This window comes from Flavivirga amylovorans, from assembly GCF_030540875.1.
Lineage (GTDB): Bacteria > Bacteroidota > Bacteroidia > Flavobacteriales > Flavobacteriaceae > Flavivirga > Flavivirga amylovorans.
On the sequence record NZ_JAUOEM010000009.1, the window covers coordinates 90,172 to 107,783 of the forward strand.

General features: G+C 31.1%; 10 protein-coding genes and 1 rRNA gene. 9 read left to right on the forward strand and 2 right to left on the reverse strand.

The genetic code is table 11. The features are described 5' to 3' along the window. Window positions 1–150: 150 nt before the first annotated feature. Together Q4Q39_RS19505 and rnhB are read right to left on the reverse strand one after the other, a co-directional pair. Window positions 151–2,496, reverse strand: coding sequence for a ribonuclease HII (locus tag Q4Q39_RS19505; protein ID WP_303284263.1), 2,346 nt, complete (start codon window positions 2,494–2,496; stop codon window positions 151–153). A 155-nt stretch (window positions 2,497–2,651) separates the two neighbouring features. Further along, window positions 2,652–3,254 carry a ribonuclease HII gene (gene rnhB / locus Q4Q39_RS19510; protein ID WP_303284264.1) on the reverse strand — a complete coding sequence of 201 codons (603 nt, stop codon included), beginning with the start codon at window positions 3,252–3,254 and terminating at the stop codon, window positions 2,652–2,654. 560 nt (window positions 3,255–3,814) lie between these two features. Here rnhB and Q4Q39_RS19515 point away from each other — a divergent pair. The 9 genes from Q4Q39_RS19515 to Q4Q39_RS19555 all read left to right on the forward strand — a co-directional run. Continuing rightward, window positions 3,815–4,429: an RNA polymerase sigma factor gene (locus Q4Q39_RS19515; RefSeq protein ID WP_303284265.1), complete on the forward strand. Its 615-nt coding sequence runs from the start codon at window positions 3,815–3,817 to the stop codon at window positions 4,427–4,429. 613 nt (window positions 4,430–5,042) lie between these two features. Further along, complete coding sequence (locus tag Q4Q39_RS19520) at window positions 5,043–5,186, forward strand: hypothetical protein (protein ID WP_303284266.1); 144 nt, start codon at window positions 5,043–5,045, stop codon at window positions 5,184–5,186. A gap of 203 nt (window positions 5,187–5,389) precedes the next feature. Continuing rightward, entirely contained in the window at window positions 5,390–6,598 is a 1,209-nt protein-coding gene (locus Q4Q39_RS19525) for a FecR family protein (protein WP_303284267.1), read from the forward strand. A 153-nt stretch (window positions 6,599–6,751) separates the two neighbouring features. Beyond that, the gene (locus Q4Q39_RS19530; RefSeq protein WP_303284269.1) at window positions 6,752–10,363 is read left to right on the forward strand and encodes a SusC/RagA family TonB-linked outer membrane protein; all 3,612 of its coding nucleotides are present in this window, start codon (window positions 6,752–6,754) and stop codon (window positions 10,361–10,363) included. Between the two features lie 11 nt (window positions 10,364–10,374). Continuing rightward, on the forward strand, window positions 10,375–11,880 hold the full coding sequence (locus Q4Q39_RS19535; protein WP_303284270.1) for a RagB/SusD family nutrient uptake outer membrane protein: 1,506 nt from the start codon (window positions 10,375–10,377) through the stop codon (window positions 11,878–11,880). 27 nt (window positions 11,881–11,907) lie between these two features. Continuing rightward, entirely contained in the window at window positions 11,908–12,765 is an 858-nt protein-coding gene (locus Q4Q39_RS19540; protein ID WP_303284271.1) for a substrate import-associated zinc metallohydrolase lipoprotein, read from the forward strand. Window positions 12,766–12,776: 11 nt separating this feature from the next. Next, on the forward strand, window positions 12,777–14,177 hold the full coding sequence (locus Q4Q39_RS19545; protein ID WP_303284272.1) for a DUF4302 domain-containing protein: 1,401 nt from the start codon (window positions 12,777–12,779) through the stop codon (window positions 14,175–14,177). Between the two features lie 178 nt (window positions 14,178–14,355). Continuing rightward, window positions 14,356–16,326 (forward strand): putative porin, encoded by a 1,971-nt coding sequence (locus Q4Q39_RS19550; protein WP_303284273.1) that lies wholly within the window; start codon window positions 14,356–14,358, stop codon window positions 16,324–16,326. Window positions 16,327–17,304: 978 nt separating this feature from the next. After that, window positions 17,305–17,612, forward strand: a 16S ribosomal RNA gene (locus tag Q4Q39_RS19555); the annotation flags it as partial.

Here is a 17,612-nt window from a genome sequence, read left to right on the forward strand (position 1 = left end):
GTATCATAAAAATTTTTGAAATTTTTATTGTAAATAATTGATTAATAGCTGCCTTAAAGATAAAAATTAGTTTTTCATATACAAAAATTTTATAAGGTTTATGCTTATATATGAACTAATAATTAAATACTTTAAGAATTTAACTACAAGCTAGTTGATTTGGTATAAAATGATAGAACTGTTTTCTCCTTTACTCACAAATTCAAGATTTTTATCTTTATCAATATTATCTAATGTTATTAAGGAGTTTCCATATACAGGAAAATTAGGTAGTAATTTAGCTTGACTATCATAAAGGTAAATTTTATGTGCTTGTTTATCAGTAACAGCCACATAAATTTTGTCGTTAATATAAAATAGGCGAGGGATTGAATACTCACCATAATCAAGCTCTATAGTCTTACTTTTTATAGATAATTTATTTTCGTCTAACACGACTAGCGTTTTACTTGTCGTTGCTAATTGATGCTTATCGGATAAATTTAAATTTTTAATAGCCACATTACCTCTTGTGTCTACAGTTACTAAATCTCCGTTCGCGGTGGTGGTTGCAAAGTTGTTTTTGTATAGATAAATAGGCTTATTAGAATATGTGCTAGATGTTTTTGGAGTGACTCTAGTTTTTCCAGTTCTATCTAAAATATAAAGTTTGCTTTTAGTTTTAAATGAAATATAATCTTTTGTACCAATTCTAAAATGTTTAGGTTGACAAATTATAGTATTGTTTGCAGATCTAAATGTAAATCCATTTACAGTTTGTCCTTTAGCATTATACATCAAAACAGTGCTGCCTTGAGTTACTAGTAACCTGTAATCTTTATTTTTATCATAATCGAAAACAGATAGGGGTTGGGTAATTTCACCGTTAAATTTCATTGGAAAGGAGGCTACATCCTTACCATTTCTATCAATAACATAAACCGCGTTTGAAGTCGCAAAAGCAAGTTGTAACCTTCCATTTTTATAAGTGTCAATTTGCTCAATAGATCCTAATATTGCACCCTGTATTTGTTTTCTCCAAAGAATTTTTCCTTTGTTAGAAATTAAATAAAGGTTATTGTTTACATCCTGTACAACGATTTCTTTTTGTTTGGTAATATGATTTTTTACAAAATGAGGATTGGTTAATATGTCTGCGTTTAATTTAATATTTAGTTCTTCAGACACAGAATTTAATGATGCTCTAGATTTACTCTTTTTTATAATACCATTTACATGTGCGAAATTTGTTTCATAAATAAATTGTAATGCAGATGTGTTGTAATTATTCAGCTTATAATTTGTCCCCCCTTCAAGATTCTTGTTTAAAATAGTCTTTAAAACAGCAGCATTTACCACATGAATTAATGATGAAGCATCACTTAAGTGGTTTTTTATATCTTTAAAATAAGTTCTATTATTTAGGGTTGTTTTATTTTGATAATTAGCAATAATGTTTTGTAGCATATCGGTACTATCTGCAAACACGAAAAAATGATCTAGTATACAGTATTTATTAGCGTTTTTGTATGATATTAAAGGAGTAAATGTCTCAGTGAATAAGCGTGGAGTGCTAAAGCTAAAAATATCAATACCTCTATAAGAATCAATCTTGTTTTCTTCGCTTAAAAGAGCGTCTTTGGTAGCAATAACATCCATAGAGTTTAATGCTATAGCATGATTTTTACCTTGATAAATTATTCCAATTTCAATAACATCATTAAAAAGTGTCGTCTTATTGGTTATTGAATCTTTATTATTAAACTTTGCTAAATTAGTCTCAAATATTTTAAAGTCGTTAAAAGTAAAACTCATAAAACCATCACTATTAGAAGGGGTGATCGTATGAGTTTGATTTTCTTGAGGTATAGTATTCTTGAAAATATTGATTAAACTTTTAGACGAATCCAAGGCTCTTGTGATGCCATTAAAAATAATGTCATCCTGATTTATACTAACATCTACAGCTGTATAATTAGTGAATGTTTTTAAAGAAATCGAATCTTCAATAAAAAATGATTTTAAAAACGTATTGTTAGGCTTTAGAATAGCAGAGACCGTTTTGTCATTACTGGTTATGTTATATATTTTCTCTAGTTCTAGATCTATTACAGTATTATTAAATGAAGTATCAACAATACTTTTTGAAGAAGACGCGAAAAAGACACTGTCTATAACGGTACTATAAAATATGCTATTATTTAAAGTGGATTTTGTTATTGTTTTGTTTTTATATGTAAGTGTTTCCTCAATATAGTTTGGCAATGAATCAGTTTCAAATAATTGATGATGGTGTTTTGTTATAATTGAATATTGCAAACTATCTTTTAAATCTTTCGAAAAACAAACTAATATATTACCATTAGGTTTTAAATAAGTTAAGTTATTTAATGTTTTTTCTAAATTTTTGTATGAATCTGTTTTAGAAATTTTTTGTAAAAAATCACTATTGTTAATGCTGCTTTTTAGGCCTTCAAAATTCGAAGCCTTTAGTACTATAGATGTGTTTTCTGGCACAAAGGCGATAAGTTCGGAGCGACTTTTCTTTGTATTTGAGCAGTTATAAAACAATATAAAAAGGAGGGAAAAACAAAAAACTCTCATAAAATGAATTAATTTTTACAAACCTACATATTTTTCATTTTATAGGACATATAAATACGGTAAGTAACTCATTGAATGTCTAATTTTAATTGTTCGGGCAGTAGCCTAAACGACTTTCGGTGATATTTTGTAATACCATACTTTTTTATAGCAGCTCGGTGTTCCTTGGTAGGATATCCTTTATTCTGTCTCCAATTATACATTGGATATTCTTCATGAATAGTATTCATGTACAGATCACGATGTGTTTTTGCTAAAACGGATGCTGCAGCTATACTTAAATATTTTCCATCTCCTTTTATAATGGTTTCAAAAGGAATATCGTTATAAGGTTTGAATTTATTGCCATCAACGATTATAAATTCTGGTATTTTTGCTAGTAGATCTATAGATTTATGCATAGCTAAAATAGAAGCATTCAAAATATTTATACTATCAATTTCTTCTTGAAATACATGTGCAACACCAAAAGTTAAAGCTTGCGTTTCTATAATTGGTTTTAAAATGTCTCTTTTGCTTTCACTAAGCTGTTTAGAATCATTTAGTATGGAGTTTTCAAATTTCTTAGGCAAGATAACGGCTGCAGCAGTAACCGGACCAGCTAAACAACCGCGTCCAGCTTCATCTGTACCACATTCTAAAGAATAATTGGAATGATTTATTAATAACATTTGAATGGAAATATTGTCAAATTTATAATTTTACGTAATAATTATTATGCATGCCTAATAAATTTATTCGTTTTTACATGAAATTAACAACAAGTATTATTAAATACTCTTTTTTTTGATATTATTTTGATAATAATTCATTAAATGTATTAATGTAATAAATATTTTATAATGTTAAAAACATGAGCTAATGATGATTTGTAGCTTTTTTTATTAGTTTTTTTGTTTTTTTAATATAATATTAAGATGTTTGCAGCCGACTAACTCAAAATAAATATTCTAAGCTCATCTTTTAATTAGGATGACTAAAATATTTAAAAGAAAGCCAGCAGTTATTGCTGGCTTTCTTTATTTTAAATATTTTTTATTAAATTGTTTAAAGTTGAGCGTTAAAAATCTTCAAATAAATTAAACTTGGTTGTATTGGTTAAATATTTAAACTTGTTTAAAATAAAGTGTTTAATAATTTATCTTAACCTTTTTAGTTGAAAAAGGAAAAAAATGTATCGACTAATATATGGATTAGACTAATCTGAAACATATCCATATTGTTATAACTAATGAGTATAGAAAGCGAAACGACACAAAAAGAATTTGAAAGAATTTGGATTGAATTTGTAAATGGAGATAAAACAGCCTTTACATCTATCTACAATTCAAATGTAGACGCCTTGTTTTCATATGGTATGAAACTAAATTCAAATAAGAATTTTGTGAAAGATTGTATTCAAGATGTTTTTTTAGATATTTATGAGCATAGACAGCAAATTTCTATGCCTAGAAATGCTAAGTTTTATTTATTCAAAGCGCTCAAACGTACCATGTTTCGCGAGTTAAAAAAAGAAAGAAAGAAAAGTAGTTTGCCAGAAGTTGAAAACCTGTCTTTTTTTACAGAGTATAATATAGAGACTAAAACTATTAACAAGGAGGTTAAAAAACATCAAAAAGAACTCGTTGCAAAGATAACTAAAGAACTAACTCCTAAGCAGCAAGAAATTCTATATTTAAGATTTACTAAAGGATTCAATTATATTGAGATTTCTGAAATAACAGATATTAATCATGACTCTGTACGTAAACAGGTTTATAGGGCTATAAAAAAACTACGAAAAACCCTTGACTTAAATAACATGACACATATAAGTGTTTATTCTCTTTTAGTAGCGATTAATTGAAAAGAGTTCCTTTGAATTAATGGTATTGAGTTAACAAACTTTTATTATTCTGCATTAAAAATTGTTGGTTTTAGTAAATCATTGCTCTAAACATTCATTCTTGTAAAGGATCATGCACAAAAGTTGTGTGTGATCCGTATTCTGTATTTTACTTTCTCTTAATAAGCCTTATATTATTTATAAATACCTCCAAGGGTTCTTTATTAAACAGATTGCTTCGTCCTATCGTCCTCGCAAAGACGGTGTCTTGCTGTTTACGATTAAAAGCACTCTGGTATTATCCTTCTTCTTGCGTTCTACAAGGCTTTAAGATAATCGTTAAGAACAGACCAAAGAGGCTAGCCCAGACCCTTGGTAAGAATAAAGAACAAAATTTTGAAAACCAGGAGCATAGCATTGGGTAGAGCGATGGAGCGACGCAAAATTTTGGGCTTGGTTCTTCTTGAGCGACAGCAAAAGAAGAAATTCCTACGAAGGGGTGTCCTTTCTTTTGTTACTTTTCTTTGGACGAGCAAAGAAAAGTAAATCATTAAACAGTATAATTAATTTAAAATGCGAAATTTTGAATTAATTATAAACACAACAATTAATCTTGATCCCTTGTAAATTACTAATGAACTCATTTAGACTTTTTGGATTTAAGCGAAAATTAGAAATTTTAGCCTATGTTGAAGACTTTTTTGAGTTGCATAGCAGAGATACGAAAGGAAAAAAAGGCAAAAACAGAGCTGAAAACAGCAATTTTTTAGCAAATTGAAAAAGTCTAAATGAGTTCAATATCTAACATTGTATTTCAAGCAAGGTTTAGTGTGTTTTATAAGTTTTTATTTAATAATTTAAATAAAAAACTCCCATAATCACTGTGTTTTTTTATAATCGTTGAAGTTTTTTTAAAAAAACATGTAGAAAAGTGTCCACAAAAACGTGACTTCTTCCCCTATAAAAAATAAAAGTAAAATTATGGAGCTTTATTCTAAATATATAGAAGATGATTCTTTTTTAAGCTGGGTATATAATCCAACACCAGAAACAACTGGTTTTTGGCAAGATTATATCCTTAAAAACCCAAAAGAAAAAGAAATAATTTATGCCTTAAAAGAAATTTTAGGAAACATAAAACCTGAAGACGTTAAACTTTCAGAAAAAGAAAAGGAAGAAATATTTATTAAACTTCTAACTAAAATTGATAGCAAAAAGAAACCAAGCAAGGTGTTTAACCTATATAAAAGAGCATATAAATATGTAGCAATATTAATATTAGCAATAATAGGAGTCAATGTTTTTATAAATAAAGGTTTTAAAAACTCCAATGATTTCAATTTTGATCCCATAAGTGAAATATCTTTAGACTCTGTAGTGAATGCAAATACACAATTAATTTTTGGATCTGCGGAACCGTTATTACTAGATGAAAAAAAATCTCTAATTGAATATACTAGACAAGGCAATATTATCATAAATGAGAAAGACACAATAAGTGTTGATACAGAAAATGAAGGTAAAATACTACTTTTTAATAAATTAATTGTACCTTTTGGGAAACGAAGTAAAGTAATATTGTCAGACGGTTCTATAGTTCATCTTAATGCTGGTACAAAATTCATATTCCCTAAAAAATTTAAATCTAATGATAGGACGGTTTTTCTTTCGGGAGAAGCATTTTTTGAAGTTGCATCAAATAAAGAGAAACCTTTTATTGTAAAAACTATTGAAGATAAAGTATCAGTAGAAGTACTTGGTACAAAATTTAATGTATCTGCTTATCCAATAGACTCAGATATTTTAACGGTTTTAACAGAAGGTAAGGTCGTTGTTTCAGAGAAAAATATATTTAGAACGCAAAAAACAATTTTAAAACCAGGTCAATTAGCTACGTGGAATAAAAATAATGAAAGTATTGATGTAGAAGATGTTAATACAGATAACTATACATTATGGACCTCAGGGCTTTTATATTTTGAAAGCGAATCTATAATAAATATTGTTAGAAAAATTGAACGTTTTTATAATGTAAAAATAGTTTTTGAAAACTTACCAGATGCAAAAAATATAAATGTAAGCGGGAAGTTAGACCTAAACGATAAAATTGAGCAAACACTTGAAAATTTAACGATTACAACAGAATTTAAATTCGAAATAATAAATGATAAAAAATATGTATTGAAGTAAAAAAAATCAGAGAATGCGCCAACATCCTCTGACTAAAATAAACTGCTATAAGAGAGCAGCTAATGTTTAATTAAAAACTAATTCAAATTTATGAAAAATAACCAACGTTTCTATGATTTCTTCTTGGATTTTAGAAATAAAACTCTATTCGTAATGAAGAGTCTAACAGTCTTTTTAGTGCTATTTTCATTGTATTCTTTTTCAAATTCATATTCTCAAAGCAAAAAATTGAGAATAGAAATAAAAGAGGCCACATTAATGAGTATGATTGAATCTATAGAAAATCAAAGCGAATTCGTATTTATTTACAATGATGAAGTATTACCTGAACTAAAAAAAGCTTTAGGTAGTATTAAAATTAAAAACAAATCTATTTATAAAGTTTTAGATAGAGTTATAAATAGCAAAAGGCTTAGTTACTCAGTAAATGAGCGCCAAGTAATTTTAAATAAAAAGGAAGAAATTCTTAAGCTTATTTCACAGCGTCAAATTTCGGGAACAGTTACTTCCGCAACTGATGATATGCCATTACCAGGTGTTAATATAATTATAGAAGGAACAGCCAGAGGAGCTCAAACAGATTTTAATGGTATTTATTCTATTAATGCTAGCGAAGGAGACATTCTTAAGGTTAGTTTCGTAGGGATGCAAACTAAATATGTTACAGTAGGTTCAAATGATGTTATTGATATTGTTTTGGAAGAGAACCCAGAAGATTTGGACGAGGTGGTAATCACTGGGTATCAAAATGTAGATAGAGAACTATTTACAGGAGCATCACAAACTATTAAAGCAGCTGATATTAAACTAGATGCAGTCCCAGATTTAACAAGAAGTTTAGAAGGTAGAGCTGCTGGTGTGAGTGTTCAAAACGTAACAGGAACTTTTGGTGCAGCACCTAGAATTACCATAAGGGGGTCATCTTCTATTTTAGGAGACACAAAACCTATTTGGGTTGTAGATGGCGCGATACAAGAAGAAATTGTTGATATATCATTCCAAGACTTGGTTGCTGGTGATCTTAATAGTTTATTAAGTTCTGCTTTAGCAGGATTAAATGCTAATGATATACAGAGTTTTGAGATCTTAAGAGATGCTTCTGCAAGTGCTCAATATGGTGCAAGAGCCTTAAATGGAGTTGTGGTGATCACTACAAAGTCTGGTAAGAGAAATCAAAAACCAGCTTTTAATTATACTTCAGAATATGCTGTTAGAGCCATTCCTAATTACAATGAGTATAACCTTTTGGATTCGCAAGAAACAGTTTCAATTTACAGACAATTAGCTAGCGAGCAAGTAGGGCAGATAACAAATACAGACGTTATAAATGGAAGAAGTGGAGGCATATATAATTTAATGTATAGAGCTATAGATGCTTACAACGAAACGTCTGGGCAGTTTGGATTAGAAAACACGCCAGAATCTAGAGCTCGTTTTTTACAACAATACGAATTGGCAAATACAAATTGGTTCAAAGAGTTGTTTAGGCCAACACCTACCCAAACACATACGATGAGTTTTTCTGCAGGTGGCGAAAAAAGTACTACGTATGCTTCCATAGGTTATTTTACAGATCCAGGTTGGACTATAGCTAATAGAGTAAGAAGGCTAACAGGTAATTTAAGGAACACGTTCTATTTAGGAGATGATGACAACTTAAAAGTAACTACGCAGTTAAATGCTTCTATAAGAAATCAAAATGCACCAGGGACCTTAGATAGAGAATCAGATAACTTTTTTGGTTCATTCAATAGAGAATTTGATACAAATCCGTTTAATTATGCTCTTAATACAAGTAGAGCAATACGTCCAAGAGATAATAATGGTGATTTAGAATTTGTTCGAAACAATTGGGCGCCATTCAATATTTTACAAGAAATAGAAAATAATTCTGTTGAATTAAATGTTAACGATGTTCGTTTTCAAGCGCAATTAGATTACAAGATAAATGATCATCTTGAATATTCCTTTTTAGGAACAGCGCGTTATGCAAATTCAACAAGTGATCATTCTACTACAGAGTTTTCAAATGCAGCTGAGGCTTACAGAGCAAATGAAAATACATTAGTAAGAGATGCAAACACATTTTTGTTTCAAGATCCAGAACTTCCAAATTCAAGTCCAAGAGTCGTGTTGCCAGTTGGTGGCATTTTAAGAAGTAATAGAAATACAATTACTACATATACTTTTAGGAATACTTTAGAATATAAGAGGAGGTTTAAAGATGATATACATGGATTGACACTTTATGGAGGTCAGGAATATAGGCATACAGATCGATCTGCTGGATTTAATACGGGTTATGGTTACCAATTCTCAAGAGGAGGGACCGTTTTTACAGACCCGGATATCATAAGAAAAGTAGTTCTAGAAGGAGATGATTATTTTGGTTTTCAAGAAACTAGAAACAGGGAGATTACGTTTTTTGCCAATGCAACTTACGATTATGACAAGAAATATGTTTTGAATCTTTCAGGGAATTATGAAGGATCTAATAGAGCTGGTAAATCTGACGGTACTAGATGGTTACCAACATATACCGTTTCTGGAAGATGGAACGTGCATAGGGAAAATTTTATAGATAACTCAGGCATTATTAATAATTTAGTACTAAGAGGCTCTTATGGTTTATCTGCTTTAATTGCTAATACAGCTTCTAACAATGAAGCTATATTTAGAAATCAAGTTACCGATAGAGGTCTTATATCAGATAGAGAAAATGCCATTGATATAATAGATCTACAAAACTCAGAACTAACCTGGGAAAAGCAAATAGAATATAACTTAGGACTAGATATTGGTTTATTCAATAACAGAATAGCTATGAATGTTGATGCTTATTTGAGAGATGGTAAAGATTTAATAGATTTTATAACAACTTCTGGAATTGGTGGAGAATCCATAAAATTAGGAAATTTCTCTTCTTTAGAAACTAAAGGGATAGAATTTCAGCTTAATACGGTAAATGTATCAAACGATGAATTTAAATGGAATTCCGGTTTTAATATATCAGTACTTGATCAGGAAATCACAGAATTACAGCAAGAGCCCAATGTATTTGATTTAATTACAGGAGGACAGTTTGGTAATGCAGTAGGTTTTGCTCCTAATTCATTATTTTCATATAATTTTGAAGGATTAGACAGTGATGGATACCCTACATTTACTTTGCCAGATGGTGGTATAGATTTTCAGTCAACCGATGATCCTCTGTCTTATCTTAAATATGAAGGGCCAACCTTACCTAGTGTTACTGGTGGTTTTGCTAATAATTTCAAATACAAAAATTGGGATTTTAGTTTCTTTATTTCGTTTTCCGCAGGTAATAAAATTAGATTAGATCCAGCATACTCATCTACTTATTCCGATTTATCAGTCTTTCCTACTGAATTTCTCAATAGATGGTTAACCCCTGGAGATGAAAATATCACTACTATACCAGCGATTCCATCAAGACAACTTATACAAAGACGTGGGGTAACGGATTCTAGACAGATATATAATGCATACAATTACTCTACAGAACGTATAGCTGATGGAGATTTTATTAGAATGAAAAATATTACCCTTGGATATTCATTGGATAATAACGTTGTGCAAAAGTTAGGGATGAGTCGCTTAAGGTTAAGTTTACAAACTACAAATCCATTTCTGTTTTATTCTGATAAAAAATTGGCCGGACAGGATCCAGAATTTATAAGGTCTGGTGGTGTTGCATTCCCAATTACTAGATTATATACGTTTACAGTTAATGTTGGATTTTAATAAGAAGAATTATGAAAAAATATAATTTAATAAAAATATCTGTCATTACGTTAGTTTTAGCTTTAGTATCATGTGATGACATATTAGACGAATCTCCAGACAATAGAACTGAGATAGATTCTTTAGAAAAAATAAGCGAGCTTTTAGTTAATGCTTACCCACAAGCTTTATATACGCCTTTTTTAGAACCAATGTCCGACAACGCGGATGATAAAAGTTTCTCTGCTGATCAAACCCGCTTAAATGATTTGATGTATGAATGGAGCAATTTTTTTGATGATGATGAAGACACCCCAACCTTTTATTGGAATGAGGCTTATGAAGCTATATCTCAAGCAAACCAGGCTTTAGCTTCTCTAGATGAATTGGGACAAGTAGATGTTGTACAAAGAGGAGAAGCACTTATAGCTAGAGCCTACGCACACTTTATGCTAGTAAATATTTTTGCTAAAGCCTACAATCCTTCAACAGCTTCAACAGATTTAGGAATTCCATATATAACAGAACCAGAAATTACATTGCTACCTCAATATGAAAGAAATACCCTGCAAGAAGTTTATGATAGTATTGAGGCTGATTTAGTAGAAGGACTCAAGTATACTGGGAACGATAATGATTATCAGGATGCTAGAATAGCAAAATTTCACTTTACTTCTAAAGCAGCTAATGCATTTGCTTCTCGCTTCTATCTAGTTATTGGAGAATGGCAAAAGGTAATAGATCACAGTAATAAAGTTTTGTCTGGATCAGGTATAAATGACCTTAGAGACTATGCGAATGAATACAGAGGGGCAGGTTTAAGTTATAGCGAAAGAGCTTTTAGATTTTCTTCAACTATAGAACCTGCAAATCTTTTAATTACAGTAGGTTCCTCAGTGTATAATAGAAATCACTTTTCTTTACGTTTTCAATTAAGTGGTGATCTGGCCAGAGAACTTTTTTTCAATGGTAATGCTGCTGGATTGGCATGGTCAGAACAAGTGTTTGGTCAAGATTTGTTTTTCAACGTTCCGAAATATGATGAATATTTCAGAACAACAAACCAAGCAGCTGGGATAGGGCTTCCTTTTGTGCAAACGCCAATTTTAACAACAGATGAAACGCTGTTTAATAGGGCAGAAGCTTATGCGATGCTTGGAGAATTTCAACTAGCAGCTGATGATTTAAATACATTATTGTCCGTAAAGTCTGAGGGATATACCAGTGCAGCAGTATTATCTACTGATGATATTACAGCGAATTTTGGAGCTGACTCAAATTTTTACACACCATTTTATCAAATACCAGCAGATGCATTACCCTTTGTAAATGTCATTTTAGAAACTAAACGATCCGTATTTTATAATGAAGGCTTACGTTGGTTCGATGTAAAAAGGCACGATATAGTAGTTGAACACGAAAGACAAGTGACACCAAGTGTTACAGAAACATTAACTCTGCCTAAAGGTGATAATAGAAGGGCATTACAAATCCCAACAGAGGCTCAATCTAGAGGTATTTTACCCAACCCAAGATAGTCTTGTTAAACTTTTAAAATGATTAAAATGAAAAACATAAAAAATATAATATGGGCAAATCTTGTATTAGTTGCTTTGCTAATAAGTTCATGTAGCGACTCTTCTGATAGAATACAAGAAAGCCAAATAGATGCAAGTACACCAATTCTATCAGATTTAGATATATGGTTAAGGTCTAATTTTGTTTCGCCTTATAATATTGAAATATCATATTTATGGGGAGCAAGTAATACGGATATTGCTAGATTTTTATATCCTGTGCGAGAAGATAATGTGCAACGATGGTCTGAAACAATAAAAAGAGCTTGGATTGACCCTTATAACGAATTAGGGGGTAAAGATTTTATAGCAAAAATTACGCCACGCCAAATAGTATATTCAGGAGGGTTTAATTTTAATCCAAACAGTCCAACAATAACATTAGGTATTGCTGAAGCTGGGACTAGAATTACATTTTTTAATTTAGACTTTTTGGATTACTCTGATGAGAATAGTATTAGAAGACCTTTACAAACGTTGCATCATGAATATGCACATATTTTAAACCAAAAATTTCCTTTTACTGATGATTTTGGTTTAATTACACCTGCTGATTATACTGCTCAGTGGTTTAATTTGTCTGCACAAAATGCATTAGATATGGGTTTTATAACACCTTATGCATCAAGTCAAGAGGGTGAAGATTTTGTTGAAATTATAGCGACTATGCTGACAAATTCTAGAGTAAATTTTGAAGCAATTATTGATAACGCTAGCCCATCTGGACAGGCGATTATAAGAGAAAAGTTAGGAATAGTGCTAGCGTATTTTCAAGAGAATTTTGGTATAGACCTTTATGAATTACAGGAATTATCGTATCAAGCACTTTTAGATAGTTTAGACTAAAAAAAATAAAAATGAAAAAAATAATTAATTACATATTCAGTTTGTTAACGCTAACACTAGTTTTAAACTCCTGTGAAGTAGATAGAACTGAAGAAATATTTGACGATTCACCAACGGTGAGAATAGAAAAAGAAATAAGTGAATTAAGAACGTTATTGTTATCACAAACACAAGGTTTTTCGGGTGTTTACTTTCCAAATGATGATGTTGTTGGAGGAATTAACTTTCACATGAATTTTACTGAGAACCTTAGAGTTAAAATAACATCAGATTTCAAAAACACTACGGATCTTACAGACACTAGATACGATATTGTTACAGGAACTACTTCGGCAGAATTAGTGTTTACAACTGGCTCGAGACATATAACAGATTTAGTCCAAGATGGAGCGGCAGGATTTAATACTTTTTTTGGGAGTAATTCATTTCAATATGCAGGTGAGGAAAATGGTGTCATTACTTTTAAAGATATACGTAGCGATGGTGTTTTTGTCATTTCTCCTTCAGGTTTTACAAATTTTGATATAGAAAGTGTTGCTAGTGCAGATATCACTTATGCTAATAGACAGGCTTTTACAGATGTTGATTGTGCAACTGCATCCGTGTACGATAACCTTGTGATGGAAATAAATAGCGGAGGAGAAACCATTAATTATATTTTGAACTACGATCCAAATAATATTTTCTTTGATGCAGAAACTACAAATGCAGATGGTGTTAGTTCAAGGCAAAGTCTTGGAGCAGCTTTTACGTTAATTGGAGGAGAGCAAGCAATATCAATTAGCCCTGCATTAGAGGTTGGAGATAATAGCTTCAAAGATTTTATCTTAGACTCCAGTATACCTGAAGTTCAATATGTAGCAACTGCAAATGGCGCTACTGCAAGAATATTTCAAACGTCGCTGTCTGCTCCTACAGGAGAAGATATTTTAGAGTTACCTGGTTTAACATATTTTTACGATACAGCAGACGGAACAAATGCATTATTAAGTCCTTGTTTTCAAGAACAGGTCTTAGATCAAATTAATACTAATTTAGATAATCGATTTGGTCCAGGAACATTAAGATTTGCTTTTTTTGCAGTTTTCTTAGATTTTGATGGTAACTGTACTAATTTAGCTGTGTGGTTGCAAGATGGTGGCGGTAATAATTTTAGAGCAAATTATTGTCATTTAGCTAATATTCAAGATAATACATTGTTTTTAGACTATCAAGGACCATTTGCAGGCCCTAACGACGCATTTTTTGAAGCAGACGTACAACCTTTAATAGACTTTTTCGGTGGTGCTCAAGGATTACTTTACACTAATGAAGGGTCATTCAGAGGAAGTATAAATAGTTATACTAATGCTGCAGGAGCTTTTACTAGTTTGGATAACCAATCGCTTAGAGCTTATGGATTGTTTTTTTAATAAAATTATTTGATAATACAAGTATCAAGAAATAACTAGTAATAATCAAACCCTGCACTTACAAGAAGTAAGTGTAGGGTTTTTTTGTTCGAAAAATATGGTAAAATTAAAATATAATTTTCCCATTTTTCCACGTTATCATATTTTGTATTTACATTTGCAGCGTTTATATATAATTATGAAGAAACTATTTTTTGCCCTTTTTTTAATTTGCTTTTTTAATCAATTGGATGCTCAAGTGACTCCTCCTAATTCAAAAATAAAGTCGCCAAAAGCAATAGGTTCTAAAGAGTTAGATTCAATTAGAGGAAGTCAAAAAAAAATAGCCCCTAAAGACTTTAAAAAAGCGAAAGCCAAAATTCAAGATTACTTAATAATATCTCATGAAAATGATACGACTTTTGTAGATACGACCTTAACAATTCAAAAAGAATATAAGTTTAATTACTTAAGGAGGGATAATTTTGGTTTAATACCATTTTCAAATCTAGGACAAACATATAATAGTTTAACACACGATTTTCAAAATACGAGCACAATGCCAAGTTTTGGTGCACGTGCTAGGCATTTTAATTACATGGAGATAAAAAATATTAATTATTACCGTGTACCTACTCCGCTAACAGAACTATTTTATAAAAGTGCTTTCGAACAAGGTCAATTAGCAGATTCATTCTTTACAGTAAATACATCACCACAATTCAATTTTTCAATAGCGTATAAAGGATTGCGATCTATAGGGAAATATCAACACATATTAACAAGTACAGGGAATTTCAGGTTTACAGCAAACTATAAAACTAAAAATAATCGTTATAATGTTAGAGGTCATATGGTGACACAAGATTTGCTCAACCAAGAAAATGGAGGACTTAAAGACGAAGACCTTATAAAATTTGAAGAAGGAGATGAAGAATTTCTGGACCGTTCTATATTTGGACCAAACTTTGAAAATGCTGAAAGTATATTAAGAGGTAAGCGCTTTCATTTAGAGCATAATTATAAAATTATTAGAAGCAAAGACTCATTATCTAAAAACAAACTAAGCATAGGTCATGTAATTTCGTTTGAAGATAAATACTATCAATATGATCAATCTAGTTCAAATACCTTTTTTGGGGATTCATTTAAGACTACAGGTATTAAAGACCGAGCAACTTTAGAAAATTTTTATAATCAAATACAATTAAATTATAGTAATAATATTATTGGTGATTTGCAATTTAATATAACTAACAATAATTATAATTATGGATATGATAAGCTGGTGGTATTAAATGGAAACACAATAACCAACAGATTAAAAGGAGATATTTATTCTGCCGGGGGGAAATATCATAAACGATACAAAGGTTTCGATTTAGATGGCGAGTTAGGTATAAATATTTCTGGTGACTTCGATGGTAATTTTATAAAAGGAAAAGCAACTTTCAAACTCAACGATGATATATCGGCTACAGCATCGATACAGCATAGCTCAAAGGCACCAAACTATAATACATTATTATATCAAAGTGATTATATAAATTATAATTGGAGAAACAATTTTAATAATATAGAAACAGAACAGTTAGCATTTCAATTAAAATCTAAGAAAATAGCAAATATCTCAGCCGATTATTCTACAATTAGTGATTACGTTTATTTTAAAAAGGATGAAACAAGTAATCAGGTACAAGCATTTCAAAATAGCAATACAATAAATTATTTAAGAGTTAAATTAGAAAGGGAGATAAAAGTAGGTAAGTTGGCCTTAAATAATACCATATTATATCAGAACGTAAAAGATAAAGACAGCACCTTAAATGTCCCAGAATTTACGTTGCGTAGTACTCTGTACTTCTCTAGTCATTTATTTAAAAAGGCCATGTTCTTACAAACTGGAGTGACCCTTAATTATTTTACTAAGTATTACATGAATGCTTATAATCCGTTATTAGCCGAATTTTATGTGCAAACCGAAAGAGAGTATGGTGAGTTTCCACGTTTAGATTTCTTTATAAATGCAAAAATTAGACAAACCAGAATCTATTTAAAAGCAGAACACTTTAATTCATCCTTCACTGGTTATGATTTTTATTCAGCACCAAACTATCCGTATAGAGATTTTACAATTCGCTTTGGTGTCGTTTGGAATTTCTTTTTATAAAATTTAGATATTTTAACGATTTCCTTTCTAAGGTAAGGAGACTTTTTCATTACTCACTTTATGAGGAGGCTTAACAATGCCTTAATTTTTAGTACGATTTAAGAATACACAGGTATAATTTCATTCCCGGAAGTAGTCATTTTAATAAGAGTAATTAAAAGGATAAGATTATAGAGATGTATTAGTCAAATAAGGGGTCAAAAAGAGTAGGTATAATAATAAGGACATGTTATAAGAATGAGCATGTTCCATCTGATGTGTAAAAAACGAAAACAGGGGCATAAAAAAGGCGGTTATAAAGTCTTGTAGTTCAGGGTATAAAAAAGAATACAGAAAGAATATCAAAAAAAGGCTAGGATATGTCATTGTGAGTAGTATCTTTGCACCCGCTTAGCGGCTAATACAGTAAGAATTGGGAGTTAAGCGACGTTCATTAAAGGCAAAGAAAAACAAATTAAAAAAAGTTTAGAAAAGGCTTTTAGAGAAGAAAAAAGGTTGTATGTTTGCAGCCGCTAAAACGGGCAGTGGCCCTGAGGCAAAAAGTTCATAAAAACATTGAGGTTTGGAGTAGGGAAAAAGGCTTAAAATTTTTTTTCAAAAAAAGATCAAAAAAGGCATTGTGGGAACAAAAAAGGTTGTATGTTTGCAGCCGCTAAAACGGGCAGTAGTCCTGAGGCAAAAAGTTCATAAGTCCATTGGTATTTTAAGAAGAAAAAAGAGTTCGATATTTTCCGAAAAAAAAATCAAAAAGTATTGTGAGAATAAAAAAAGGGTTTTATATTTGCACCCGCTAAACGAGGAAACGAGATTAGAGAAGACAAAAAAAGTTCATAAACATATTGAATTGACAGCGTAAGATTTCAACTGGAAACGGTTGGAATCGAACAAAGAGAATAGACCATTTTGAGTACTAGAAATCCCTATTGGTCGTTAAAAGCTGTCTGTTGTATCTATAATATAACGGACACACAAAAATTAACGATGAAGAGTTTGATCCTGGCTCAGGATGAACGCTAGCGGCAGGCCTAACACATGCAAGTCGAGGGGTAACATTGGTGCTTGCACCAGATGACGACCGGCGCACGGGTGCGTAACGCGTATACAATCTACCTTATACTGGGGGATAGCCTTTAGAAATGAAGATTAATACCCCATGGTTTGCAGACATGGCATCATGCCCGCAATAAAGGTCACGGTATAAGATGAGTATGCGTTCTATTAGTTAGTTGGTGTGGTAACGGCACACCAAGACAGCGATAGATAGGGGCCCTGAGAGGGGGATCCCC

What these genes read in the sequence shown, in the direction of transcription:
- rnhB (WP_303284264.1), bottom strand. Translation starts at nt 3,254, where the DNA reads ATGTTATTAATAAATCATTCCAATTATTCTTTAGAATGTGGTACAGAT.
- Q4Q39_RS19515 (WP_303284265.1), top strand. Translation starts at nt 3,815, where the DNA reads ATGAGTATAGAAAGCGAAACGACACAAAAAGAATTTGAAAGAATTTGG.
- Q4Q39_RS19520 (WP_303284266.1), top strand. Translation starts at nt 5,043, where the DNA reads ATGAACTCATTTAGACTTTTTGGATTTAAGCGAAAATTAGAAATTTTA.
- Q4Q39_RS19525 (WP_303284267.1), top strand. Translation starts at nt 5,390, where the DNA reads ATGGAGCTTTATTCTAAATATATAGAAGATGATTCTTTTTTAAGCTGG.
- Q4Q39_RS19530 (WP_303284269.1), top strand. Translation starts at nt 6,752, where the DNA reads ATGAAGAGTCTAACAGTCTTTTTAGTGCTATTTTCATTGTATTCTTTT.
- Q4Q39_RS19535 (WP_303284270.1), top strand. Translation starts at nt 10,375, where the DNA reads ATGAAAAAATATAATTTAATAAAAATATCTGTCATTACGTTAGTTTTA.
- Q4Q39_RS19540 (WP_303284271.1), top strand. Translation starts at nt 11,908, where the DNA reads ATGAAAAACATAAAAAATATAATATGGGCAAATCTTGTATTAGTTGCT.
- Q4Q39_RS19545 (WP_303284272.1), top strand. Translation starts at nt 12,777, where the DNA reads ATGAAAAAAATAATTAATTACATATTCAGTTTGTTAACGCTAACACTA.
- Q4Q39_RS19550 (WP_303284273.1), top strand. Translation starts at nt 14,356, where the DNA reads ATGAAGAAACTATTTTTTGCCCTTTTTTTAATTTGCTTTTTTAATCAA.